The organism is Acinetobacter sp. SwsAc5 (assembly GCF_013391485.1).
In the GTDB taxonomy this organism is placed as follows: domain Bacteria; phylum Pseudomonadota; class Gammaproteobacteria; order Pseudomonadales; family Moraxellaceae; genus Acinetobacter; species Acinetobacter towneri.
In genome coordinates this window covers 70473-96491 of the sequence record NZ_JACAXD010000012.1, presented here as the reverse complement: position 1 = coordinate 96491, position 26019 = coordinate 70473, and the positions used below count along the sequence as shown (strand labels likewise).

General features: G+C 39.7%; 20 protein-coding genes and 1 pseudogene. 14 read left to right on the top strand and 7 right to left on the bottom strand.

The genetic code is table 11. The features are described from left to right. Positions 1-159: pseudogene (locus HYG89_RS09015) on the top strand (IS4 family transposase); the annotation flags it as partial. A 544-nt stretch (positions 160-703) separates the two neighbouring features. Here HYG89_RS09015 and HYG89_RS09005 read toward each other — a convergent pair. Beyond that, the gene (locus HYG89_RS09005) at positions 704-1576 is read right to left on the bottom strand and encodes a 1-aminocyclopropane-1-carboxylate deaminase/D-cysteine desulfhydrase (RefSeq protein WP_178867173.1); all 873 of its coding nucleotides are present in this window, start codon (positions 1574-1576) and stop codon (positions 704-706) included. A 130-nt stretch (positions 1577-1706) separates the two neighbouring features. Between HYG89_RS09005 and HYG89_RS09000 the strand changes: the two genes are divergently transcribed. Together HYG89_RS09000 and HYG89_RS08995 are read left to right on the top strand one after the other, a co-directional pair. Beyond that, positions 1707-1916 carry an NF038215 family lipoprotein gene (locus HYG89_RS09000; RefSeq protein WP_178867172.1) on the top strand — a complete coding sequence of 70 codons (210 nt, stop codon included), beginning with the start codon at positions 1707-1709 and terminating at the stop codon, positions 1914-1916. A gap of 76 nt (positions 1917-1992) precedes the next feature. Continuing rightward, positions 1993-2616: a LysE family translocator gene (locus HYG89_RS08995; protein WP_178867171.1), complete on the top strand. Its 624-nt coding sequence runs from the start codon at positions 1993-1995 to the stop codon at positions 2614-2616. A gap of 49 nt (positions 2617-2665) precedes the next feature. Here HYG89_RS08995 and HYG89_RS08990 read toward each other — a convergent pair whose 3' ends face one another. Then, positions 2666-3022, bottom strand: coding sequence for a hypothetical protein (locus HYG89_RS08990; protein ID WP_136144675.1), 357 nt, complete (start codon positions 3020-3022; stop codon positions 2666-2668). A 127-nt stretch (positions 3023-3149) separates the two neighbouring features. Beyond that, positions 3150-5207, bottom strand: a complete 2058-nt coding sequence (metG, locus tag HYG89_RS08985; RefSeq protein WP_178867169.1) for a methionine--tRNA ligase — start codon at positions 5205-5207, stop codon at positions 3150-3152. 278 nt (positions 5208-5485) lie between these two features. On the opposite strand from metG, the gene apbC reads away from it, so the two are divergent. The 7 genes from apbC (at position 5486) to HYG89_RS08950 (ending at position 15294) form a co-directional block, all read left to right on the top strand. Continuing rightward, positions 5486-6739: an iron-sulfur cluster carrier protein ApbC gene (gene apbC / locus HYG89_RS08980; RefSeq protein ID WP_178867167.1), complete on the top strand. Its 1254-nt coding sequence runs from the start codon at positions 5486-5488 to the stop codon at positions 6737-6739. Between the two features lie 372 nt (positions 6740-7111). Beyond that, a complete protein-coding gene (locus HYG89_RS08975) occupies positions 7112-7705 on the top strand; it encodes a LysE family translocator (RefSeq protein ID WP_070152620.1) in 594 nt (197 codons plus the stop codon). Between the two features lie 460 nt (positions 7706-8165). Further along, positions 8166-8735: a dCTP deaminase gene (gene dcd / locus HYG89_RS08970; RefSeq protein ID WP_004975507.1), complete on the top strand. Its 570-nt coding sequence runs from the start codon at positions 8166-8168 to the stop codon at positions 8733-8735. Positions 8736-8973: 238 nt separating this feature from the next. After that, on the top strand, positions 8974-10857 hold the full coding sequence (locus HYG89_RS08965) for a hypothetical protein (protein ID WP_178867165.1): 1884 nt from the start codon (positions 8974-8976) through the stop codon (positions 10855-10857). A 13-nt stretch (positions 10858-10870) separates the two neighbouring features. After that, positions 10871-11587 carry a hypothetical protein gene (locus HYG89_RS08960; RefSeq protein ID WP_178867163.1) on the top strand — a complete coding sequence of 239 codons (717 nt, stop codon included), beginning with the start codon at positions 10871-10873 and terminating at the stop codon, positions 11585-11587. A 33-nt stretch (positions 11588-11620) separates the two neighbouring features. Next, a complete protein-coding gene (locus tag HYG89_RS08955) occupies positions 11621-13867 on the top strand; it encodes a DUF6160 family protein (RefSeq protein WP_178867161.1) in 2247 nt (748 codons plus the stop codon). A gap of 14 nt (positions 13868-13881) precedes the next feature. Then, on the top strand, positions 13882-15294 hold the full coding sequence (locus HYG89_RS08950) for a hypothetical protein (protein WP_178867159.1): 1413 nt from the start codon (positions 13882-13884) through the stop codon (positions 15292-15294). Between the two features lie 58 nt (positions 15295-15352). Here the strand turns inward: HYG89_RS08950 and HYG89_RS08945 are convergent, their stop codons facing one another. From HYG89_RS08945 to HYG89_RS08930, 4 genes are all read right to left on the bottom strand, one after another. Then, positions 15353-17068 (bottom strand): proline--tRNA ligase, encoded by a 1716-nt coding sequence (locus HYG89_RS08945; RefSeq protein WP_178867157.1) that lies wholly within the window; start codon positions 17066-17068, stop codon positions 15353-15355. A 123-nt stretch (positions 17069-17191) separates the two neighbouring features. Continuing rightward, on the bottom strand, positions 17192-20296 hold the full coding sequence (locus HYG89_RS08940; RefSeq protein WP_178867155.1) for an efflux RND transporter permease subunit: 3105 nt from the start codon (positions 20294-20296) through the stop codon (positions 17192-17194). Between the two features lie 63 nt (positions 20297-20359). Beyond that, positions 20360-21493, bottom strand: a complete 1134-nt coding sequence (locus tag HYG89_RS08935; RefSeq protein WP_178867153.1) for an efflux RND transporter periplasmic adaptor subunit — start codon at positions 21491-21493, stop codon at positions 20360-20362. A gap of 49 nt (positions 21494-21542) precedes the next feature. Next, positions 21543-22187 (bottom strand): hypothetical protein, encoded by a 645-nt coding sequence (locus HYG89_RS08930; protein ID WP_131261508.1) that lies wholly within the window; start codon positions 22185-22187, stop codon positions 21543-21545. A gap of 275 nt (positions 22188-22462) precedes the next feature. Here HYG89_RS08930 and pilG point away from each other — a divergent pair, with 275 nt between their 5' ends. From pilG to HYG89_RS08910, 4 genes are read left to right on the top strand one after another with little or no spacing between them, the layout of a single operon-like run. Further along, positions 22463-22846 (top strand): twitching motility response regulator PilG, encoded by a 384-nt coding sequence (pilG, locus tag HYG89_RS08925; protein WP_004975524.1) that lies wholly within the window; start codon positions 22463-22465, stop codon positions 22844-22846. Between the two features lie 32 nt (positions 22847-22878). After that, a complete protein-coding gene (locus tag HYG89_RS08920; RefSeq protein ID WP_004975526.1) occupies positions 22879-23247 on the top strand; it encodes a PleD family two-component system response regulator in 369 nt (122 codons plus the stop codon). 3 nt (positions 23248-23250) lie between these two features. Continuing rightward, positions 23251-23787, top strand: a complete 537-nt coding sequence (locus tag HYG89_RS08915; RefSeq protein ID WP_004975527.1) for a chemotaxis protein CheW — start codon at positions 23251-23253, stop codon at positions 23785-23787. Between the two features lie 46 nt (positions 23788-23833). Beyond that, on the top strand, positions 23834-25909 hold the full coding sequence (locus HYG89_RS08910; RefSeq protein WP_178867151.1) for a methyl-accepting chemotaxis protein: 2076 nt from the start codon (positions 23834-23836) through the stop codon (positions 25907-25909). The last annotated feature ends 110 nt before the right edge of the window (positions 25910-26019 follow it).

The window sequence follows — 26019 nt, the reverse complement described above, 5'->3', positions numbered from 1 at the left end:
AAGAAGCATGGACGACTCTCAATGAGTTTATTTCGCTATGGTTTAGACTATGTTCAAATGGCGATTCAGCGTTTAATTGGTTTTGGGAAAAAAGAAGAGTTTAAGGAAATTTTGGCAATTTTAAGAAAGCAGAATCCTGATAGGATAAGGGTTCTGTGAAATTTGTCGTGTACAGAGATCTTTTTTAATAAAACATGAGGAATTTATCATCAAATAGACCATCGTTGTGTTGCACTCACTTCGTGTGTGTTGCATTAACCTATCTGTTAAGACTTGTCCTACAATATAATTTTAAAATGAATAAGCCTACAATTAAACTTTATCGTACCACCCATTTGTCTTCATATAACTGAGCGCATCAATCGAGGAAATATTGCCATTTGGTTGGATCCAGAACTAGGCATTAGTCTGCACAATCAAAAGGCAAAAGCGACGAAAACAAACAAACTTCGACGCAGCCATCAAATACTTTCTAATTAAATCCTTGAAGTTGGGTTGAAACTAAGATGCATTGCATCAAATGATCAGGAGATAAACTCAGCGCAAGTCGCTTTAATTGTCAAGTCAATGAAATGTTCGTACCTGTAGCAGTCCTCAACAGATTTACGCTATTAGGTCGAACACTTACCCAAGTTACGCCTTAAATTTGGCTGAATTCGGGGCGCTTTGCCTTTCAAATCTTTGTGCAAAAAAGCCTGTTGAATTAGGCAGGTGCAATATGCCTGCCTTGTAAACCACCACTATGAATGAGCAAAATATGTTCGCCTGTATTAAATTCGCCACGTTGTATCATGTGACTTAATCCAAACAACATTTTGCCTGTATAAATTTGCTCGAGTGGAATTGCATGTTCTTTTTCAAACGCTCGAATAAAGGCTAATAATTCAGGCGTGGTTTTGGCATAGCCACCACAGCAAAACTCATCAGTGATTTGCCAATTTCTTTTCATGGTCAGTTGTTTAACATCCTGCGTTAAAAAATCTCCCTTTAATGCAGAAAAACCCAAAATCTGTTGATGTGGATGACTCGCTTCAATCAAACCTGTAAGCGTGCCACCTGTGCCAACGGCACAACAAATCAGATCAAACTGATGCAAATCATCGGCACTTAAAATTTCCTGACAGCCCTGAATTGCCAATGCGTTAGTACCACCTTCAGGAAGAATATAAGCATCGGGATATTCATGCTGCAAATCCTGTAAAAACTCGGGACTGCTTTTCTGACGATACATTTCACGTGAAACAAATTGAAATTGCATGCCCATCTCATGGGCTAAAGCCAAAGTTGAGTTCAAAGGGCGTTGTGCCAACTCTTCACCACGGATGATTGTGGTACTTTTCCAACCAAACAATTGAGCGGCAAAAGCGGTTGCAGCAATATGATTTGAATATGCGCCGCCAAAAGTCAGAACGTGTTGATAACCCTGCGCTTGGGCAGCTAAAAAATTATATTTTAGTTTGTAAAACTTATTGCCCGAAATATAGGGATGCACTAAATCGAGGCGTTTAATCCACAGTTCACGACCATAAAAATCAATACGTTGTAATGGAATTTCTTGAGCGATGGTATCGAACATACAGATCAGCAATAGGATTAGACACATAATTATAAATGGCACTTTATTAAACACAATGAATTTACGTGCTGAATGAATGTTATGCTCGAACTATAAATATAAATATAAATAGAAGAACAGGAGAAAAATCATGTCATTCTTTTCTCATCAATGGTGTTCTGTATTTTTGCTTGGTGTGGTTGTGGGTTTATGTGGATGTGATGCCGCAAGTGTGCAAAAGACACAAACTCAAAACTCACAAAAAATAGAAACGCGCGGCATGATTATGGTGGGCATGCCTGTACATGAACATGACTATCAATTGGTTACGACATCCAGTAGGAAAATTGCCAAGAAATAATTTGACCAAATAGTACAACCATGGAAATAAAAACCGTAAAATAGCCGAATTGATTTTGCTGCGTCAGGTGTTGGTTTTGGAATCCTTGCTTATATTAGGTTCAATTGCGATGGCATTAATGCTGGGTGCAATGAGTCCTGGCCCCACCTTTATTTATGTGGCAAAAAATTCGATTGCCATTTCTCGTAAACATGGTTTATTTACGGCTTTAGGCACAGGTACGGGTGCAGCAATTTTTGGTTTATTGGCGGTGATGGGGTTGCAGGCTATTTTATTGGCTGTGCCTTCGGCATATTTGCTGCTTAAAATTTGCGGTGGTTTATATCTGTTATTTTTGGCTTATAAAATTGTGAAGCATGCCAAAGAGCCTATTCAAACTAATCTTGCAGATGGACAGCAAATGTCACTGCGCCGTGCGTTTACCACAGGTTTAATTACACAGTTATCTAACCCTAAAATTGCAATTGTCTTGGCGAGTATTTTTACAGCTTTGTTGCCTAAAGAAATTCCGAACTATTTTTATGTGGTGCTGCCAATTCTGTGTTTTTTTATTGATGCAGGTTGGTGTTCATTGGTTGCTGTAGCTTTGTCTGCAGAAAAACCACGTCAGGCTTATATTAAGTTTAAGGCTATTTTTGACCGTGCAGCAGGGGCGGTCATGACAGTATTGGGCTTAAAATTAATTTTTGGGATGAAGTGATTTTTGTATAAATCCCCTCTAGGGTGAGAGGATTTATACTTAGTACATATTATTTTTTACATTCTGGTTGAGAGCGATCAATAACTTGAGTGCCTTCAACGCGATAACCAATTTGACCTACAATGAATGCTTGGTTTAATTGAGTAATAACAACATCAGATAAAGCAACTGCACAGCGATCTTTTTCAATTGCACGATCTACAGCTGTTTTGAAGTTTGGAATACCTAAAGGAAATAATACAACAGGTACTTTATCTTCACCTGTAACTCGTTCACCTTTTACAAATTGATTTGAGTTTAAGTTATAGTTTTTCGTAGATGCGACAGTCATATCCGCCATACGTACTGAACAACCAGTGAAAGCAAGTGTCGATAAAGATAATGCGATTGCTAATACTTTTTTCATAAATACCCCTAAAATAATTTTAATAAATAAAAGCAGCGATATTTTAATTAGAATTATTTAGAAATCAATAAAATAATTATATTTTTAAGAAAAATGCGCCATTTCGGCGCATTTTTCAATTCACAGCTTAGCTGACTTTATCACCCGGTTTCGCACCACTTTCAGGTGAAACCACCCAAACGCCGTCACCATTACCCGCAGCGAGTACCATCCCATTAGAAATACCAAAACGCATTTTACGAGGTGCAAGGTTAGCCACCATCACCACCAATTTGCCTTTTAAATCTTCTGGTTGATAAAATTCACGAATACCACTAAACACATTACGTGGCTCAGCTTCACCTACATTTAAAGTTAATTGAAGCAGTTTGTCTGAACCTTCAACGGTTGCAGCCTCTAAAACTTCTGCAACACGTAAATCAATTTTGACAAAGTCATCAATCGTGATAATTTCCGCTTCACCGACTTTTGGTTCTGCTTTTTTCTCTTTGGCTTTTTCTTTTTTCTTTTCCGTTTTTGGTGCTTCAGCAGGTGCGGCTAAAGAATCTTTAGATGCATCTACCATTGCAGCTACCGCTTTCGGATCAACACGTTGCATGAGTGGTTGGAACAACGCAATTTCATGACCGACTAAAACAGTTTTACGTGATTCAAAGTTAAAGCTATCTAACTGTAAGAAGGCTTGAACTTGTTCAGCCAAGGTTGGCAGTACAGGCGCAAGATAAATCGCCAATTGACGGAATAGGTTAATCCCTACAGAACATACGTCATGAACTTGCTGTTCTTCGCCTTCAATTTTGGCTAAAGCCCAAGGCTTTTTCTCATCAATATATTGGTTGGCGCGGTCAGCAAGCGCCATAATTTCACGAATTGCCGCAGAGAATTCACGCTCTTCGTATGCTTTGGCAATCGAGTCACCTGCAGCAATAAAGCTTTGTACTAACTCAGGTTCAGCGCAGTTTGCACTTAATTTGTTATCAAATTTAGTGTTGATGAATTTGGCACAACGACTGGCAATATTCACCACTTTACCTACAAGATCAGAGTTTACTTTCTGCACAAAATCATCCAGATTTAAGTCAGAGTCTTCAACTTTATCAGACAGTTTTGATGCAAAGTAATAGCGTAAATATTCAGGATTTAAATGCTGTAAATACGTTTCTGCTTTAATAAATGTGCCGCGAGATTTCGACATTTTTTGACCATTTACAGTCAAGAAACCATTTACAAATAAACCTGTAGGCGTGCGATAACCCGCACCATCTAACATTGCAGGCCAGAATAAAGCGTGGAAATATACGATGTCTTTACCAATGAAGTGATAGACTTCTTTGTCTGAATCTTTTTTCCAGTAATCGTCAAAATTTAGGTCAGGGCGTTTGGTTTTTACGTAGTTTTCAAAACTCGACATATAACCAATTGGTGCATCAACCCATACATAAAAATATTTATTTGGTGCGTCTGGAATTTCAAAACCAAAATATGGTGCATCACGTGAAATATCCCAGTCATTCAAGCCATTTTCAAACCATTCATCTAATTTGTTGGCGATCGAAACTGGCAAACGACCTTCATCGCGTGTCCATTTTTGCAAATATTCGCCAAAATTAGGCAATTTAAAGAAGTAATGATCTGATGATTTTTCTACTGGCGTTGCACCGCTCAAAGTCGATTTTGGATTAATCAGCTCAGTCGCATTATAGGTTGTGCCGCAAACTTCGCAAGAATCGCCGTATTGATCTTCCGCTTTACATTTTGGGCAAGTGCCTTTAATAAAACGATCTGATAAGAACATGCCTTTTTCAGGGTCAAATAATTGCGTGACGGGACGAACAGCAATATTGCCTGCATCACGGTTTTTGACATAAATTTCGCTGGCACGTGCGCGGTTGGTGTCGCTATGCGTTGAATCATAATGATCAAAATGCACACCAAAACCGTCAAAATCGCGAATGTGTTCTTGTTGCACATTGGCAATTTGCTGTTCAGGGCTAATCCCGTTGGCTTCGGCACGCAGCATGATTGCTGTACCATGCGCATCATCCGCACAGACATAAGTCACGTCATGTCCCATTGCACGCATGGCGCGAACCCAGATATCTGCCTGGATATAACCGAGTAAGTGACCCATATGGATCGGACCATTGGCGTATGGTAGGGCGTTAGTGACTAAAATTTGACGCACGGATATAACTCTCTCAAATAGGGACGATGCAATTCGGGCAATTTTACCTTAGATAGCACATAGATGCACAAGGGATTCCAGGAATTCTTTTCAAATCCGCTTAGAAGGCTAAATACAATATCGAAACAAGCTCTTGGTCTGCATTTGAAGATAAATCATGTCAAAAACCAAGCAATATACTCAGAATTAAGTATTTCAGTGATAGCACGACTTAACCTTATACTGAATTATCGTTACACTATCAAAATCGCGGTATTTCCAAACTTTGGAGTAAATCTATGTCTTGGCTTTCTTCACTTAAATCAGTTTTTTCACCTTCGCATACGGTGAATGAGGAAGCTATTCAGCACGTGCTACAAAGTTATATATTGCCTGAATCTGAACATGCTTTAAAAGATCGTATTTCTCAAGTGAATGTGCAAGGTGATATTCTGCAAATCACCATCAATACTTATCCTGAAGAAAAACAACATTTACAACAAATTCATGATGAACTGGCAGATGCTTTAGAAAAATGCGGCATTAAAGAACTGAATATGCATGTGATTCAGCAGAAATCTGGACAGAAAAAAGAAAGTTGTGGGCATCAACATGCTGAAGATGAAAGCTGCGCAACATCGACCACACAGACTGCAACATCTCATTTACCACCGGTGGTCGATGCTGCGGGCCAAAGTTCAATGCAAGAAGCCGATCCGAATAATCCACCGATTCAAAAAGCTGCGCCACACCAACGTGATGTGCCGAAACATCCGCGTATTCAAAACGTAATTTTGGTATCTTCAGGCAAAGGCGGGGTTGGAAAATCTACCACTACAGTAAATTTGGCTTTAGCTTTGCAAAAGCTCGGCTTAAAAGTTGGCGTATTGGATGCCGATATTTATGGTCCAAGTATTCCGACCATGCTCGGCAATGCAGGCAGAACCCCAATGATTGAAGCCGAGCAGTTTGTGCCGTTGGATGCTTTTGGGATGCCTGTGTTATCCATCGGACATTTAACAGGTGACCACAATACACCTGTAGCGTGGCGTGGACCAAAAGCCACAGGTGCATTAATGCAGCTCTTTAATCAAACCTTATGGCCAGATTTAGATGTGTTGATGATTGATATGCCACCAGGAACGGGGGATATTCAACTGACCCTTGCACAGCGTATTCCTGTAACGGGAGCGGTGATTGTGACTACACCACAAAATGTTGCCTTAATGGATGCTGTGAAAGGCATCGAGCTGTTTAATCGTGTGCAAATTCCTGTGATGGGCGTAATTGAGAATATGTCGACGCATATCTGCTCAAACTGCGGCTACGAAGAACAAATTTTTGGTCAAGGTGGTGGCGATAAACTGGCAGAACAATATGACATTCCGTTACTTGGGCGTTTACCATTGAATGTCAGTATTCGTGAAAATGTCGATGCAGGTACGCCGTCAGTGATTGCAGGCGATGATGCTGCCGATAGTTACATTGCGATTGCTCAGCAAATTGCAAAAAAACTGCCTAAAGCTGAAAAAGATCAGAATCGTATTTTCTAGTGAGGGATCTCAGCTTGGAATGATTGCAGTTGCAGTCATTAAGTTATCATTCTTTAAATTTTGACTGATTCATCTTTAAAAGCTAAGTCACAATATTTTGAAAATTTGGCTCACTTCGGTGAGCTATTTTTTTTGATTAAAAAATACACAAGCATCTGATTTAATGGTGTTTAATCTCTAAATACCTTAAAAATGTTAAGATAAAATGACTTATAAGTTACCATTTAATTAAAAAATATTTTTTATATAAGTGATTGAATAAAATAATAAATTTAAAATGTTAAACTGATCAAGAATTTGTCTTACAAAATACTTTTTGCCAATTGCAATGAACTATTTTAATCTGCGCTCATTCAGTAGTGAGGTCAATGCATGATTTCATGGTTTTTTATCGGTTTGGTGATCACAATTTTATTGACACCAGGGCCAACCAATACCTTGCTTGCATCATCAGGTATTCAGGTTGGTATCCGCAAATCTTTCCGATTAATTCCAGCAGAAGCATTGGGTTATTTGATTTCTATTACACTTTGGGGCGCCTTAATTGGTACGGTGTCTACTCATCTCCCGTTGTTGCCCACCATTCTAAAATTATTCAGTGCAAGCTATATTATTTTCTTGGCGATTAAATTATGGCGCACGGCTAAAGTCGAGCAAAGCTTTAATCAACCTACGATCCGTGCGAGTGAGCTATTTTTAGCGACTTTACTGAATCCTAAAGCATTGTTGTTCGCCTCTGCAATTTTCCCAACGATTGCATGGGTAAAAGCAGACTATTATGTGGCACACATGTTGGCATTTTTATGTTTAATCGTGCCGATTGCTTTTTTCTGGACATTTATTGGTTCGGTGCTCGCTAAAAATAAAATTAGCTGGCTCAATCAGTGCAATCTACAAAAAACAGCTTCTATTGTGTTGCTGAGCTTTTCAATTCCTTTAAGTTATTCGGCTTTGTTGAGTCTATAAAGCCAACGTTGTATCTAAAAGTTGTATCTACTGGAAATAGGGTCTGTTGACATTTCATAAATGGCTTGCGCTGTAGGCTAAAACTGAGCAGATCAGGCATGAAACGCAGGGAATAGTGGGTCTATTGCCAAGTTTCATAACGCAATCTGAGAAAGTTTTAGCCACATGAGCGAGAACAAAGCATTGCTTTGTTTGCTGCGCAAGGGGACAAGCATATTTTTTGCTGCTATTGCGTTATGTGCCAGTCATTTAGAATGACTAAATTTCCTGTCCCATGCCTTATATCAGCTAAAAAACCTTGCGAGATATATCTCTCATGTCGCAAACATAGACGAATTGTCAACAGCCCCTAATCATTGCACTTAAAAAAGCGATGTGAGGGAAACGGCTGGTTTTCATTAACTTAGATTTCAGTTAAAGTACAGCACAGTTAAACATTCATATTTTGGATAGAAAATAAATGGCAATTAAGTCTGATCGTTGGATTCGCGAAATGAGCGAAAAACACGGCATGATTGAACCGTATGCAGAAAACCAAGTTCGCTTTGACGAAAATGGCGAAAAACTCATCTCTTATGGGGTGTCTAGCTATGGTTATGACGTACGTTGTGCACGTGAATTTAAAGTCTTTACCAATGTTCACTCAGCAATTGTCGATCCAAAAAACTTTGATGAAAAAAGTTTTATCGATATTGAATCAGATGTGTGCATCATTCCGCCAAACTCATTTGCTTTAGCGCGTACCGTAGAATATTTCCGTATTCCACGCAATGTATTGACAGTATGCTTAGGTAAATCGACCTATGCGCGTTGCGGTATTATTGTGAATGTGACGCCACTGGAACCAGAGTGGGAAGGTCATGTAACTTTAGAGTTTTCCAATACCACGAACTTACCTGCACGTATTTATGCAGGCGAAGGTGTGGCACAAATGTTGTTCTTTGAATCAGATGAAGTCTGCGAAACTTCGTACAAAGATCGTGGTGGTAAATATCAAGGGCAGACAGGCGTGACCTTGCCTAAAGCATAAGTGATTAACCCATCACAATTTTTCTGTTGAACAAGCGAGCCAATGTGCTCGCTTTTTTTCATTCATCGGAAAGCTGTGCTGTTTAGCCAGTTTGTTTTGCATTTGCATAAATATTCAGCATAATTAAATATGAGAATGGTTTGGCATAATCACGTTTTTAAGGATAAAAACACTCAAATAAATAGCCAAGCTATAAATAAAAGAAAGATGCGGAGCATCAGATAAAAGGAAGGTCGAGATGACTGAACACGCAATTACTTTCCCTTTTCGTAAGCGTTGCCTAGCCACTGCTATAGGCTTACTTTTGGCGAATCCGAGTTATGCTTTACAAGCACTCTCCGATGACTCTTTGTCAAATACCACAGGCGAAGGGGTTGCTTTAGTTCTTGATGACTTCAAGATGGTGTTCCAGCAACCGAACGATCTTTCTACAGGGTCGAGCTATACACGTGGCTTAGAAAACCCAAGTCAATATGATACGGGCTTTATTCGTATTATCCCGACGGGGGAGAATTATCAATATATTCAAAATAAGCAGTTTGAAGAAAAATATAAAATTGCTTATACGAATCAATATGATAATTCACATAAAGCAGTGTATAAGACATCGGAAACTGCAGAATATAATCGTGTTTATCAGGGTGAGTTTGATAAAGCATTTGCAGCAAAGAAAGTTGAAAATGAAAAAACTTATCGTGAATATGAGTATAGTGATCAGGCGGGAACCCTTTATAAACAACGTTACGATTATTGGTATAATGAAGTTTATAATGTGGGAGCGAATTGGTTTTTATTACCTAATGAAAAGAGGAAGCGTTCGCGTGATGCAGCTTTAAATGATTTAAATAATGTTGATCAGTGGAAGAATGAATTAACTAGCCGTGTAAATGCAAAACTAACAATTGATGCGACACCTATCGCCGTAAAAAATGCGAAAGCATTGGCAGAGGTGTATGCATTAAAACAGGTTGAATTGCATGCGAATCAAGTAATACGTGATACTGTAAATCAGCAAGCAAATATAACGCATAATAGAACCAAAGCAGATGTTTTTATTTATGGTTTAGCATTATCTAAAAGTGATAACTCATTAAGTAGCCGTTATAGCAATCAGGGCTTTAACTGGGGTTCCGCAGACAATCCATGGTTATTCCGTGCAGGCACAGAAAAAGTAAAACAATTTAAAAATATAGAAAAAGATGTTGGTTATTTAGCATTAGAGGCACCGCTCGCAACTACAACGCCAACTGAAAGTGATAATAATATTAAATTGGGTTTTTGGACTGATATTTTTTCACGTCAGTTGAACTCAAGCGCAGAGGTAGATCCAAGCACTGGGGCGCCAAAATCTGGTTTAGATAAAGAGTACCGTTTGCGTACTCAGTTTATTGCCAATGGTTTAAGTTTAAATGGTTCGCAGACTCGACTATTTCAGACTTTAGATTCTGATAATCCAAATCATCATCAAACATTGGGTATGGCAAGTGTATTGCGTTTAAATACTAATGATAATCCTGCGAATTTAAGTTTCACAGATTCAAACTTAGATAGTAAAGGGATCCGCATTAGTACAGCAGCAAAATCAGATACTTTGGATGGAACGGCGGTCACACCAGCAATAGATGGTTCATTAGCACCAGTTTTTCATGATACAGAGGGTTTGTACTTATATAGTCCAAATGTCAATTTAGTTTTAGGGAATATGTATCAGCCTTTTGTGGTTGGTTCTGAGGGCAATAATATTGTGCTGGAAGTCACACGTATTCCGAATGTTCCTGAAATTTACAATAAAATTTATCAAAATTATGAAGACGGAAAGGGTGGGTATTTAGGTTCTACAGCATTTACAGGTTCAACCTGTAATGTGGTGAGCTGTGGCACACCGCTAAAAGCCAATGTCAATGACAGTACTGCGATGTATCAAGGACGTAATGCGACGCATAGTAGTATTGCAATTGGTACTGTAGAACGCTTGCCAAATAATATGTTGCGTGCCAAGGATCATGATAATGCCACAGGTGTTGTATTTAAGGGTGTAGATGGTACTGCTAAGAATCTAGGTTCAGTTGCAATAGATGGTGTGCTGATTCAGCACCTTAAATTTAAAACAACAGGTCTATAAAAGGAGAATCATCATGTTGAAAAAACTGTCTTGTATTGCATTGATGTGTAGTCCTTTGACCCATGCCAATTTAATTGCACTGGAAAATCATGAATTAACCCAAGCAACAGGTCAAGGGGGTGCAGATCTCAGTTGGACGTTGTCGTTAAACCATGAATATGCTGAAAATTTAGAACTCAGCAATATTTCAAAATTTAATGGCGGGACTAAACCTACAGAAGTTTATTATCGCTATAGTGAAAATTGTGCTGACAATAATGTGCTCTGTCGTTTAGCGATTGCACCCAATAACCATGAAGATAATAACGGTAATAAAAAATGGCTGGTATTTAAGCAAATTCAAGGCACCCTACAAATTGATAAGTTTTCTTTAGATGGCACGACTATTATTAATCATAAAAATGACCCACAAACGGCTATGCAGCTTAAGTTTTATGATGATAAGCCGTTGAAAATAAGAAATTTGGGTTTTGCAACCATGGCGATTGAAACAGGTTCTAAACTTGAAGGTGAGGGTTATGCAAATTCAACAGTTTATGAGAAATATAATTCAAAACAAATTTTAGCAGATGGAACGATCGGTAGTGAGGTATCTTTGGATGTACCATTGTTTGATCGGGGCGCCGAAAAAGGATTTATGGGCTTAAATATTCACGGCAATATGCACATGTCTGGCAATGTGAAAATATTTAGCTACAACTGTACAGGTTCAGCAGCAAGTCGTTGTTGAATATAGGATTAAGTACAGTATAGGGAAATAAAAATGAAAAAAATAATGCAGTTGAATTTATTAACATTGAGCGTACTTTGTGCGCAACAAGTGTATGCTTTAGAGCTGATTGCAGACCAGCATTTGTCTGATGTAAGTGGGCAAGATGGTATTGTAATCACCCATGAAATGTCTAAAGCCACGATTAATCAAGTCAATTGGTATGATCCTGATTTAGTGGCTGGAACTCAACAGGGTTTAGGCTTACATAATGTAGAAATTCAAGGACAGAATAACCAGCCTATTATCAGTAAGCTTGCTTTAGATGTGGGGAAAACTGATGTTGGCGCAGGTGTGCGTATAGATGCGAGTATTGACGCTTTTCAAGCGACTGCAGATTTAAACTTAGTCAAAAAGAACTGTGTCGGAAATAGTTGTACTAAAGAAACACAAAGTTTGGGTCAGTTCGGCTTAGAAACGAAATCACCTTTAAAAGTATTATTAGAAACCAAAGCAGGTTTATTCAATCAAAATGAAACGGCACATTTAAACTTCCAGTTACAGAATGCCAATATTAGTCATGGTTTAGGTAAGCATCAATTATCTTTGCATGATTTTAACTTTAATTTTGCGACTGACGGCTATATGTATATTGATGCCGATGAGGGATTGGTCTTTACCACTAAAAATGGTACCACCGACCATTTTGTTAATCTTGGACGAGTGAAAGACCTGAGTGATGTTGCAAGTAGCCGACAAAATGCAACCAATCCTGGGGTCAATATTGACTTGCGTTATGATGATAAAAATTTAATTCGCTTTGGTGCATCTGGTGCAGTGAGCAATGCGAAATTGTTTTTTAATGGGCAGCAAAAAAATGTTGCCAATTTTGACGTTTCGAATAAGGTCAATGGTGTAATTGAAACTAAAAATACCGCAGTTACAGGCTACGATACTGTGGTGGGGCAAGGTGGTTTGCATTTGGGCTTATCTGCTGATTTTACCAATCAAAATACGACAGGTTTGACCGCAGGACAATTACCAACAACTTTAGAAATTGGGCACACAGGAAAAGGCAGTTATGCGGTTGAGTTTTCGAATTTAAGACCGCTAACTACCCGTGATGCACAAGGTAATTTACACAATAAAAATGCCTATATCGATTTTGGCGATATTTATATTAATACCGTACAAGCGAAAAATCTCAATTTTTTAGTCAATGAAAATATTAAAAATACCATTGGTGCAACCAGTCCTATTTTAAACCAGTTGCTATCGAGTGAGCTTGAAGGTGATCAGTTCTCACTCATTGCTGTTCGTGGTATGGACTTTCAGTCTATTGCGGCCAAAGCGAGAATTATTTCTGATAACTCTTTAAATGAATTGACAGGGGATGGTGGTTCTTGGGGTATTGGAATTCCAATTTATAATTTAAATGCCAATGTGGCCTTGTCGGGTAAACAATATTTGTCACCTTATGATGGAACGAATAAAACGGGAATTGGTTATAACGCCATGGTTTCTACCGAAGGTTATGGCATAGATTCAAAAACAGGCTTGCCCAGTACCACTTCTATTATCCTAATTGATGGGCAAAACAGCCTGCATGCAGGAGAAACTGTTAACTATTATGCTGGTTTAAGAAATATTGATGCATTAATTCAGTCCGACGGTGTGATTGGTTATGAAGATGATGGGATTTATATTCGTGCAGATCATTTATTGGTTGCAGCAAAAGCAGAGTTAGCGATTGGGCAATTACCAGGTTCAAAATACAATTGCGTCACAGAATCAACGAAATGCGGTAGCTTTGTACCCTACGACAATTTCTCTAAGAAAGATGATGTGTTAACCACAATTGCGTTTAAATTAGATGGAAATGGTGAATTGTTGGTAATTCCTGGAATGGATCCAACCGCTACTAATCCGAACTCAAATTTTTTGTCTTTTGATGCGAACTTTAAGTTTAGAAGTCTAGATAGCACAGAACAGGCAGATCCGAATAATTTAGGTAGTTATTTTAGTTTGATTAATGAAGATCAAGTGAATCATGAAACTGTTCAAACTTCTTCAATTAACTTGAATCGTATGGAAGGGCATTTAGGTGTTAAAGGAAAAGTCGTCGTTAGTGCAGATACGGTTACTTTAGACAATCAAGTTAAATTTAATTATAAAAATGATATTGCTCAACCCTTTAAAACAGACTTTGCAATGTCTACCAATGGCAATATGCAGAAAATCGCATCTGTCGCGCTTACAGGTGGAACCATGCGCAGTACATTGGGCATTACGCCACGCTAAAGGATAGAAATAAAATGAAAAAACCGATTTTAGTTGCATCTATTTTAAGTACAGCTTTTTCATTCAATTCTGCTCAAGCGATGCAGGCTTTAAATGATGATCAGTTATCTCATGTACAAGGTCAGGCACTTTTGAATCTGATGACTGCGACAGATCAATCACAAGGGTTAAACTTTTATAAACTGAGTGTTGATGCACTCATGGAGCTTAATGCCAACATTAAAACACTACAATTAGGTTGTGGTGGTGTAAATAATGCGATTGGTGGTAAAGCGGGATGTGATATTGATATTTCTAATATTGCACTAAGTGGTTTGAATAAGTCCCATGATTCAACAGGTAGTCCAGAGTTTAATGGTGAACGTGCGGGTACTAGTGCGCAAATTACCAATCCATTTATTGAGTTTGCAATTAGTGGAAATAGTGCGTCAACACGTGAAGTGGTTGGTTTTCGTTTAGGTGCTGAAGAAATTTTAGGTCTACTAACTTTGGGTACAGATAACGTACAAAACCCAAATGACGGGATTAAAAGTTTTAGTGGTTATATGAAAATGGCACAAACTCAAGGTCATTCATTTACTGAGCAAGCGACATTTGGTATGACCGAGGATGAAATTATTTCTGGTCGTTTAAAGGCTTTGGGGCAAACAAGACAGTTTGATAGTAAGCCATTTACAAATGGTGTTAGAACAGAAGGGCATACAGGGATTACAGTTCCTTCTATGAAAGTAGATTTTACTATGCCAGAAACGGTGGTTACGGGTCAACGTATGACTGCTGCCAAAGTGAGTGGTATTCGCTCATCTATTCCTTCTATTCCTTTAGCTGCTGCAGAGTCGGGTAAGAGTTTACCAGGTAGTGTTCAGGGAACTCCTGACTTCTCAAAAGACCAGCTTTATGTGGAATTCCCGGCTTTATTAGGTACGGTTGGTACGCACTCATTCTTTAAAATGGCAGCAGGTTCGAGTTTGGATGAACTTAATATGGATATTACTTTTGTTCAAGCTTTAAATATGATTCACAATATTCCACTCAATGGTACGGGGGGCTATTTATCTTTGCAAAGTAAACCTGTGCATTGGCAGGGGGCTGATCAGGGCGATGTTGCACAACAAGGGTGGTGGATGTCTTTTAAAGAACCTATACAACTGGGATATTTAGCAACAACAGATAAGGTTGATATTTCTGCGGTATTACCACAAGTAGCTGAAGCAATTAGTGATTATTTACTTTATAAATCTGAACCAATTGATGTTGGTTTTTTTGCTGCGTTAGGATCTTTAGCTGGAATACCTGTAGAGAAAAAATTAAATATTAATGTGGGGCAATATACTACTCAGAACCCTGCTACGATTACATTAACGGATAAGGTTTTACAAAACCAGAACGTCACCCCTAACTGTTATGGTGGTATGAAATTCTGTTAATCTCAAATGAAAAAAATCCCGCAACTTGTGCGGGATTTTTTATACTCAGTGTTCAATCTTATTTGGCAATTTTGATGAGTAATTCTTCTTTCGTTAGGTTGCTAGATTCAGCATCACGACGACCTTTATATTCAAAAGTACCTGCATCTAAACCTTTCTCACCAATCACAATACGGTGCGGAATACCTGTAAGCTCAAGGTCAGAGAATTTCACCCCAGGACGTTCATTACGATCATCCAGTAATACATCATAACCCGCAGCTTGAAGTTCAGCATAAAGTGCTTCTGCTGCTTCTAATGTGCGAGGTGATTTATGTGCGTTCATTGGTACAATCGCAATTTCAAATGGTGCGATGGCTGCAGGCCAAATAATCCCTTTATCATCAAAATTTTGTTCAATGGCAGAGGCAACGACACGTGTTACTCCAATCCCATAGCATCCCATAGTCACGGTAAACGGTTTGCCATCTTCACCTAATACTTTGCAGCCCAGCGCTTCAGAGTATTTAGTACCGAGTTGGAAGATATGACCGACTTCAATACCGCGTTTAATTTGTAGAGTTCCTTTGCCATCTGGAGATGGATCGCCCTCAACGACGTTACGTAAATCGTAAACTTCAGTATATTGTGCATCGCGTTCCCAGTTCACACCTGTTGCGTGTTGATCAACTTGGTTTGCACCTGCAACGAAGTCAGATAGTACTGATGCAGCACGGTCTACAATCACAGTTATGCCTTTTTCAACCAAACCTTGTGGACCAACAAAGCCAGCAGTTAAACCTAACGCTGCAATTTGTGCATCGGTTGCAAAAGTAAGTGGTGCTGCAATCTGTGGATGCTTTTCTGCTTTAATTTCGTTGAGTTCATGGTCACCGCGCAGGAATAATGCAATCACAGGCACTTGACCTGTTTCATCTGCAACACCTTGAACCAAGAGCGCTTTGACTGATTGGTTACTATTTGTGCCTAAAAATGCAGAAACTTCCGCAATGGTTTTTTGGTTTGGTGTATCCACAATGTTGAGTTCTTGGGTTGCAGCAGCACGTTCACCCACCAAAATAGCTTCAGCCATTTCAATATTGGCTGCATAATCAGATTCGGTAGAGAAGGCGATATCATCTTCACCGCTTGAAGCCAGAACGTGGAATTCATGTGAACCAGAACCACCAATAGAACCTGTATCTGCCTGTACTGGGCGGAAGTCTAAACCTAAGCGCGAGAAAATACGGCAGTAGGTGTCGTACATTACATCATAGGTTTCTTGTAAAGAAGCTTGATCGGTATGGAAAGAATAAGCATCTTTCATAATAAATTCGCGTGAACGCATTACCCCAAAACGTGGGCGAATTTCGTCACGGAATTTGGTTTGAATTTGATAGAAGTTGATTGGTAATTGCTTATAGCTTTTTAATTCATTACGCGCCAAATCGGTAATGACTTCTTCATGTGTTGGGCCAAGTACAAAAGGATTGTCGTGGCGGTCTTTAAAGCGCAGTAATTCAGGACCGTATTGCACATAACGACCTGATTCTTCCCAAAGTGAGGCAGGCTGAGTGACAGGCATAAATGTTTCTAAAGCACCTGCGCGATTCATTTCTTCACGAACAATGGCTTCAACTTTATTTAGCACACGTACACCCATTGGCAGCCAAGTATATAAACCTGAAGCCAATTTACGAATCATACCCGCACGTAACATCAGCTGGTGAGAAATCACCTCGGCATCGTTTGGGGTTTCTCTTAACGTAGCAAATAAAAAGCGACTCGCGCGCATGGAAACTGTCCTAAAAAATGAAGCGTTAAATGGATTTTTTTCAAAGCCAGATTATACAATAAAAATCGGGCTAAACTTGTGTTAAAATTTAGCCCGAGCGATTGTGTGATTTTACGTGAGATTTTAAGAAATGAGTTTACGTGTTTGGCGTAACATAAAATTCTTAAAATCGTCTAAATAAGTGAAAATGACAGGTACGACCACCAAGGTGAGTAGGGTAGATGTAATTACACCGCCAATGACTGCATGTGCCATAGGCGCACTTTGTTCGCCGCCTTCACCCAAGCCAAGTGCGAGTGGCACCATCCCCATCACCATTGCACTGGTGGTCATTAAAATAGGGCGTAAACGGGTTTTCCCTGCAGCTATAATTGCATCATAACGTGAATCGCCCTGATCCATGGCTTTTTTAATAAAATCAATTAGTAAAATCGCATTTTTGGTGACCAATCCCATCAGCATAATAATACCGATAATAGAAAACAGGTTCATGGTCGAGTTAAAAATAAACAGTGCCAAGAATACTCCAATCAACGATAAAGGTAGGGAAGCCATAATTGCTGCGGGGTGAATGAAACTGTTGAATTGCGAACCTAAAACAATATAAATAAACACAATAGACAGGGTAATTGCAGTCAGTGCATAACCTGCAGATTCAGCCATGTCAGCATTGGCGCCTTGAGTGTCGAAGCTATAACCTGCGGGTAATTTAAAGTTATCCTGAATTTTTTGAATGTCGGCACCAATGTCCCCTGCAGGACGTCCAGCAGTGTTAGCTTCGACCAAAACTTCACGGGCCAAATCACGGCGGTTGATTTGCGCTGCACCTAAACTTTCTTCAAACTTCGCCACACTTGCTAGAGGCACTAAAATATTTTGTCCATTGGCATCGGTTTTTTGTGAAGTTAAATACATATTTTGCACATCGCTCGGCAAGCTACGATGGTTTTCTGTAAGGCGAACATTGACATCGTAGGTTTCGCCACGTTCATCTTGCCAAGTGGTGACATCATCCCCCGCAATCAGTGGGCGGATAATATTGGCAATTTGATTTACCGATAGCCCTAAATCGCTGGCAAGGACACGGTTAATATGAACACCTAATGTAGGTTTAGGAGCTTTTAGCGAGCTTTCTAAATCGACAATACCATTCACCTGAGCAATTTCGGTCATAAAGCGGTCAGAGATTTTTTGTAATTCTGCTAAATCAGGGCCTTTAATAGACACCATCACAGGTTTTTGCCCACCAGAAACCGTTTCATCGGCAGATGCGACAGAGGTAATGGTGATGCCTGCAATACTTTGTAGACGCTGGCGAAATTCGTTATTGAGTTCGGTCAGCGTTTGTTGACGTTCATTACGCGGGCTGACAGTTACACGCAAGTTAACATGATTTTTCCCGCGATCTGTCACGCTGTTAATGGCTCCGTAAGTCGCGCGAACTTCAGGGTGTTGACGGATGATTTGATCTACTTGTTTTAATTTTGCTTGTGAATATTCAAGTGAGGCATCCACAGGTGTTTCAAATTTAATCCGAATCTCACCTTTGTCGGGTACAGGTACAAACTCCGTACCAATCAGTTTGGATAATCCGAGTGCTGCAAATAATGAGCCCACTGCAATCAATAAGGTAATAACGCGAAATCGTAGTGCTAATTTTAAAAGTTTTTCATAATGATGACTTAAATTGTCGAGTTTGTTAGAAATCCAGTTTAAGAAGCGTTTTACCCGTCCAGGTTTTTTATTCGGATTTGCTTTTTCTGCCCAGTGTGCAGAAAGCATTGGATCCAGCGTAAAACTGACAAACATGGAAATCAGTACGGCAGTACTGACGGTGACACCAAATTGATAGAAAAAGCGTCCGATAATTCCGCCCATAAATGCTACAGGTAAAAATACCGCCACAATGGTTAGGGTGGTTGCTAAAACTGCCAAGCCAATTTCTTTAGTACCATCCAAAGCAGCCCTGACATGGTCTTTGCCCATATCGGCATGACGCACAATATTTTCACGAACCACAATTGCATCATCAATCAATAAGCCAATACTGAGCGAGAGTGCCAGTAAGGTCATCATGTTGATGGTAAAGCCAAATGCCCAAATAAAGGTGAGTGTGCCGAGTAGGGCGATTGGCAGGGTCAATCCTGTAATAGCGGTAGAACGGAATGAACCAAGAAACAACAGTACAATCAGGACTGCCAGAATCGCACCTTCAATAATGGTACGTGCTACATCACGGATACTGCCACGAATCCCTTTAGAAGAATCCACCACGACTTTTGCAGTCATGCCAGCAGGCAGTTGGGTTTGAATACGTTCTAAGGTTTTATAAGTGTTATCTACCACTTCAATGACATTAGAGTCTGAACTACGCAAGATATCGACAGCAACCGCAGTTTGCCCATTTAAAAATGCACTAGTTTCCAGCTCTGCCTGACTGTCTTGAATTGTGGCAACTTGTTTTAAAAAGATGGGCGCACCATTTTTATTGGCAATAATTAAATCGCCAAAAGCCAGAGGATGAATGACTTTGGATTGGATTTCGACCACCAATTCACTATTGGCTTGTTTGAGTGTGCCGCCAGGTACTTCAATATTTTCAGCTTTGAGCGTGTTGATGACCTGATCTACACCTAAGCCAAAACTCATTAACTTTTGTGGATCTACCTCAATCCGAATTTGTCGCTGTGCATCACCCAATAAATTAACAGTTCCGACACCAGACACAGTGCGTAGTTGCGGTACAACTTGTTGATCTAAATAGGAACTTAAATCACGCAAAGACATTTGTGAGGATTCAAACACAATCGACATGACTGCATTGGCAGTTGGGTCGTAGCGCTCCACCACAGGGTCTTGAATTTCATCTCGAAAGCCTGCACTGACAGACGAAATTTTATCGCGTACATCTTGTGCCGCCACTGCCGAAGGAACATCTAAATTAAACTCGGCAATAATAGTAGATAGCCCTTCACTGGATTGTGAAACCAGTTGTTTGAGTCCAGAAATGGTGTTGATCTGATCTTCCATTTTCTTGGTGATTTCAGATTCAACTGTTTCAGGTGATGCGCCTGGATAACTGGTATAAACCACTACAAATGGAAAATCGACGTCAGGAAATTCTTCCACACCCATACGTTGCCATGAAGCCAAGCCAAGCACCATTAGACAAAACATCATCATGATGGTAAAAACGGGATACTTGACGCTAACTCGGGTAAACCACATAACAACGATCCTGATTTTTTATTTATTGGACATCTGCACTACTGCAATGAGATGAAATTCAATTTATTGAGGGTTATTTTGAATGATCACCTGCTGCTGAATTTGATCGGGGTTGAACACCACTCGACTGACTAGATCACTGCTCTGTAAGCCTTGAATCACAGCAGTATTGTCACTATAGCGCTGTTCTAAAACTGTGATATCCACGCGGGCAATTTTTTGATCTCGAATCACCCAAACATAAGGTTTGTTTTGGATATCGTGAATGGTATTGAGTGGGATGATTTGCCCTGAAATTGTCGTGTTCGCTAAAATATAACCATCCACAAATGCCCCAATACTTAAAGAGGGAAGACGCTCAAGCGGGGTCGCAAAAAATTCAATTTGACGACTGGCTAAATCCGCAACAGGAGAAACACGGCTAATTTGTGCATTAAATGTGTTTGCTTGTCCTTGGAGTTGATATTCAATTTTTTGACCAATTTTGAGTGCGGCTTGTAAGTCGCTTGGTAATTTCGCTTGAATTTCTAATTGGTTCGGATCGACGACTTCAAATAAGGTTTGTCCTGCAGCCACAGTTTGCCCAGGCTCAACTTGACGTTGGGTAATGACACCTTGAATTGGACTGGTAATCGTGCCATCTTGATCGGCTTTTAGTGCAATATCGACATTGGCTTGTTGGGCGCGTACATTTTCCATTTGCGCACGATAATCTAACTGACTTTGCTCATATTCCACTTGTGAAATAAAACCCTGATCGAGCAAACGTTTTTTTCGTTGCATCATGTTGCGGGCTTGGTTGGCTTGCGCTTGCGTTGCAGCTAAATTGGCGCGAGCTTGTGCTAAACGCGCAGCATTATCCTGATTATTTAAGCGTAGCAAGGTTTGACCACGTTGTACGCTATCTCCCACTTTGACATAGGCTGAGGTTGCTGTGGCAGTCACCTGTGCTTGAATACTGCTTTGATTCACAGCACGCACTGTGCCTGTAAAGGCAGTTTTACTGATTGCGCTGCCTTGTTGTGGTGTCACTAAATCTTGCTGAATGAGTTCAATTTTTTCTGATACTGTTGTTTTATTTTCAGTTTCTGTTTTTTGGCAGGCACTCAGCAAAATACATAAACCGATTGCACCGATACGAAAAATGGGTAAATGCTGCCGATTAAACCTAACTGCGATACGCTGTGCAATGTGCATGCATATTTGTCCTTATTGATTGCCAAAATGACAAGGTAATTCAAATCAACTATTCAAGTGCTTTTAAGCGAGTAATAATTCTGTCGTATTCTGCTTGTGTATTTCGATAGCTTGTTTGTAAAGATTGAATCATATCTTTTTTAAGCTCGATGTTTTTTAAGTTATTGTCCAAATTGGTTTTTAGTTGTGCAGGCACAGGTTTGACCTTGCGTAAATATTCCATTTCTTGACGTTTAAAAGTAATACGGTCGTTTTGCAACTGTTTGAGTTGTTCTTGTTGGAAAATAATTTGCTTTTTAATATGCGCTAAAGCGTTATTACGTTTGGTGATTGCAGTTTGACTATTGGTATAGGCGTTTTTCAAACGCTGATCAGATTCCATTTGATACGCTTGAGCAGCACGTTGAGGGGCTTTTTTAATATCCGTTTCGGTGTTGTATGGACGTGCGCGCTGAATTACTTGCATGTTACGGTCTAATGCTTCATAACCATGACGAATATGATTAGGTGTCACATTACTACTAATATTTGCAACGCCATGTTGATCATAATAGCGATACCACACCGCTTTGTTCTGGCTGTCAGCCATGAGTGGGGCAGAGGGCAATAGCAGTAACGCAAGCATGCCCAATTTGAGTGACTGCTTATTTTGTTTTAATTTTACAGCGAGTGATTTTGCAAAAAAAGTGCTCACGTTGTCCCCCACAATAAAGTTGACTAAATTACTTAAATTACACGTAATAATAGTGTTATATTAGATCAAAATTAGGAATTAAAAAAATACAACCGATAAAAAATATCAATGGTCACAAGAAAGTGTGAGCGGTTTGGTGATAATGGTGTAAAAGTGTAGATTTACACTAAATATGTTCATTGAAACTACAAGTAAAGATATGTTAAAAATACGATCAATGTGTAAGATTTTTCTACTCAGTTGCTTGTACAAACAAAAATGGGAAGGGTCATTGAATGGACGATAAATTCCAAAATCTAAAAGTCATGGTGATTGATGATTCAAAAACCATTCGCCGTACAGCTGAAACACTTCTGCAGCGTGAAGGTTGTGAAGTGGTTACCGCAGTTGATGGATTTGAAGCTTTATCCAAAATTGCAGAATCAAATCCAGATATCGTATTCGTAGATATTATGATGCCACGCCTAGATGGTTACCAAACGTGTGCCTTAATTAAAAACTCGCAAAACTACCAAAACATTCCTGTCATTATGCTATCAAGTAAAGATGGTTTATTTGACCAAGCCAAAGGACGTGTAGTAGGTTCTGATGAGTATCTGACTAAACCATTTAGTAAAGATGAATTATTAAACGCCATTCGTAACCACGTGACAGCATAATTATTAGTTAGTTAGATTTATTGGGGAAAATAATGGCTCGTATTCTTATTGTAGATGATTCACCTACAGAAACATTCCGCTTCAGAGAAATCTTGACCAAGCATGGTTTTGAAGTCATTGAAGCAGCGAATGGTGCAGATGGCGTGACCATGGCGCAAGCTGAATTACCAGATTTAGTATTAATGGATGTGGTTATGCCAGGCGTGAATGGCTTTCAGGCAACACGTCAAATTTCGCGTGGTGACACCACCAAACACATTCCAATTGTAATTGTGAGTACCAAAGATCAGGCAACCGATCGTGTTTGGGGGAAACGCCAAGGTGCAAGCGATTACTTAACTAAGCCTGTTGACGAAAAACAATTAATTGATGTGATTAATCAACACCTTAATGCAGGATAAGCTATGGCTGCAAATGGTTTTATTGAATTGCTTCGGTTATCTAAACGTGGAAACAAAAACTACGTTAGTACCGAAAATGAGGTAAACCGCTGGTCAGGCATTGCTTTTGAGATGATGGGGCAATATTTCGTTGCTCCATTAGGAGAAGTTTCTGAGGTTATTTATCCACCGAAATATACGCCAGTGCCAAATACCCAACCTTGGGTAGTAGGTTTAGCGAATATTCGCGGAAGATTACTTTCAGTTTCAGATTTGGCACATTATGTTTCTGGGCAAAGCAGCCAATATTCACCTACTCAAAAAGTAATGTGTATTAGTCATAATGACCATTATGTCGGTTTAGTTGTAGATCAAGTTTTGGGTATACAGCACTTTAATAAGAAAAGTTTCTTTTCTAAACACAATGATTTAGATAGTAATTTACAAGAATATTGTCAGGGGTATTTTCACCAACATAACCAACAATGGCATGTTTTCTTATTTAGTCGTTTATTGCAAAACCCAAAATACATGAACGCATCTATAAAATTTATAAATTAACTGTCGCGCACCTAAAAAATGAAGGCGTCAATCGGGGAGAAGCTGCATGGGCTTTAAACTTAAAAAGAAAAATTCAGGCGAAGAAACCGTCCGTAAAGCAAGTGGTCCAGGTTTTTTTGCAAAATTACAGGCGCGAACAGAAGAGTTTGCGAGTGTATTTGGCGAAACAGAAAAATCTAAGCCACTTATTTTAGGCGCAGCTTTTTGTATCATCTTATCGCTTTTCCTGTTGTTATACCTTTTTTATAGCGTGCCGCGTAATAACGATTTTACCCGTAGTTTGGGTGATTTACGTCTGTTGTCACAAACCATTTCACGTCAAGCAACCGAAGCGACTGCATCAGGTACGCCTGAATCTATTAAAAACTTAACAGATTCACAAAAAGCCTTTGCTGCTCACTTAGAAACAGTGAAGGATATTCATGCCAGCACAGATACACTGCGTGAAGTGGAAACACAGTGGAAATCGGTTTCTGAAAATATTGATTTGATTGCTTCGCAACAAAAAATCATTAACCAACTCTATGACACCAACATTGCAATTGGTGAAACCATTCCGGGTATTCAGGCTGAATATAACTTGATGGTTGACCAAATGGCACGTCAAGACATGCCAAGTAGCCAGGTGGTTATTGCAAAGAACCAAGTATTCATTGCAGAACGTATTTTACGTTCAATCAGTTCTGTATTAACAGGTACAGACAGTTCACGTGAATCTGCAGATGACTTTAGTGCCGATACCGAAACGTTTGGTGCTTACTTGGCAGCACAGTTAAATGGTAGTGCGGAACTTGGTGTACAACGTATTACTCAAGAAGATTTACGTAGTTCATTAGAAGGTATTCAAGCAGAATATGAAGATGTATTGAAATCTGCTGCTGCAACAGTTTTAAATAACTCAACACAAATTGTAAAAGTACGTCAGGCATCATCTTCTATTTTTGATCAGTCAGATAAGCTTTTAACCAATTTAAATAAATTGTCTAGCAGTTCAGGTTGGTCTATTGCAATTCCTGCAATTGGCTTAATTGCAGCATTACTTGCGTTCTTATTCTGTGTATTCAAACTCTTAAGCTTACGTGGTGAAGCCGATAAAGCTCGCGTGGTTCGTCTACAAGATGAATATGACCGTAACCAGAACGCGATTTTACGTTTACTCGATGAGATCGCCGACCTTGCAGATGGTGACTTACGTTCATACGCAACAGTATCGGAAGACTTCACGGGTGCAATTGCCGACTCGATTAACTTCGCAATTGACCAATTACGTGACCTTGTATCGCGTATTCACGAAACATCGCACGAAGTTGCACAATATACGGCAACCACACAGAACATTACCAACCAGCTTGCTGAAGCATCTGAGCATCAGGCGCAAGAAATTGCAGGTGCATCTGCCGCAATTAACGAAATGGCAATGTCGATTGACCAAGTATCTGCCAACGCTGAAGAATCAGCAGCGGTAGCAGAACGTTCAGTACATATTGCATCGAATGGTGCAGACGTTGTAAACCGTTCAATTGAAGGTATGGATATCATTCGTGAGCAGATTCAAGAAACCTCTAAACGTATTAAGCGTTTGGGTGAATCTTCACAAGAGATTGGTAACATCGTTGCCTTGATTAACGATATTGCCGACCAAACTAACATCTTGGCATTAAACGCAGCAATTCAGGCGTCTATGGCGGGTGAAGCAGGTCGTGGTTTCGCAGTCGTAGCCGACGAGGTACAGCGTCTAGCGGAACGTTCAGCATCTGCAACCAAGCAGATTGAAACACTGGTTAAAACCATTCAGACCGATACCAACGAAGCCGTAATTTCGATGGAACAAACCACATCAGAAGTTGTGCGTGGTGCGAACTTATCTAAAGATGCGGGTGTTGCACTGGATGAGATTCAAACGGTATCGACCAACCTTGCGAAATTGATTTCTAACATTTCGGATGCTGCAAAACTTCAGTCTGCTTCTGCAGGTCACATTGCAACCACGATGAACGTTGTACAGGAAATTACCTCGCAAACGACCAGTGCAACTTTCGATACTGCACGTTCGGTATCTGAGTTGGCCAACATGGCAGAATCATTACGTGAATCTGTAACTGACTTTAAACTACCTGAATAAGCGGGATTCCAGCTTGGGGAAAGGTGTACCTATACACAGTTATGGGTACACCATCATTCAGAGATAAAGCATCGCAAAGATGAACTTAACTTTTGGGTTAGGGGCATTCA

Bases quoted from the DNA above. Each gene is read 5' to 3' on its own strand.
- HYG89_RS09000 (WP_178867172.1), top strand. From the start codon at position 1,707: ATGTCATTCTTTTCTCATCAATGGTGTTCTGTATTTTTGCTTGGTGTG.
- HYG89_RS08950 (WP_178867159.1), top strand. From the start codon at position 13,882: ATGAAAAAACCGATTTTAGTTGCATCTATTTTAAGTACAGCTTTTTCA.
- HYG89_RS08965 (WP_178867165.1), top strand. From the start codon at position 8,974: ATGACTGAACACGCAATTACTTTCCCTTTTCGTAAGCGTTGCCTAGCC.
- HYG89_RS08955 (WP_178867161.1), top strand. From the start codon at position 11,621: ATGAAAAAAATAATGCAGTTGAATTTATTAACATTGAGCGTACTTTGT.
- HYG89_RS09005 (WP_178867173.1), bottom strand. From the start codon at position 1,576: ATGTTCGATACCATCGCTCAAGAAATTCCATTACAACGTATTGATTTT.
- dcd (WP_004975507.1), top strand. From the start codon at position 8,166: ATGGCAATTAAGTCTGATCGTTGGATTCGCGAAATGAGCGAAAAACAC.
- HYG89_RS08915 (WP_004975527.1), top strand. From the start codon at position 23,251: ATGGCTGCAAATGGTTTTATTGAATTGCTTCGGTTATCTAAACGTGGA.
- HYG89_RS08920 (WP_004975526.1), top strand. From the start codon at position 22,879: ATGGCTCGTATTCTTATTGTAGATGATTCACCTACAGAAACATTCCGC.
- HYG89_RS08960 (WP_178867163.1), top strand. From the start codon at position 10,871: ATGTTGAAAAAACTGTCTTGTATTGCATTGATGTGTAGTCCTTTGACC.
- HYG89_RS08910 (WP_178867151.1), top strand. From the start codon at position 23,834: ATGGGCTTTAAACTTAAAAAGAAAAATTCAGGCGAAGAAACCGTCCGT.
- apbC (WP_178867167.1), top strand. From the start codon at position 5,486: ATGTCTTGGCTTTCTTCACTTAAATCAGTTTTTTCACCTTCGCATACG.
- HYG89_RS08935 (WP_178867153.1), bottom strand. From the start codon at position 21,493: ATGCACATTGCACAGCGTATCGCAGTTAGGTTTAATCGGCAGCATTTA.
- HYG89_RS08940 (WP_178867155.1), bottom strand. From the start codon at position 20,296: ATGTGGTTTACCCGAGTTAGCGTCAAGTATCCCGTTTTTACCATCATG.
- HYG89_RS08990 (WP_136144675.1), bottom strand. From the start codon at position 3,022: ATGAAAAAAGTATTAGCAATCGCATTATCTTTATCGACACTTGCTTTC.
- HYG89_RS08975 (WP_070152620.1), top strand. From the start codon at position 7,112: ATGATTTCATGGTTTTTTATCGGTTTGGTGATCACAATTTTATTGACA.
- pilG (WP_004975524.1), top strand. From the start codon at position 22,463: ATGGACGATAAATTCCAAAATCTAAAAGTCATGGTGATTGATGATTCA.
- HYG89_RS08945 (WP_178867157.1), bottom strand. From the start codon at position 17,068: ATGCGCGCGAGTCGCTTTTTATTTGCTACGTTAAGAGAAACCCCAAAC.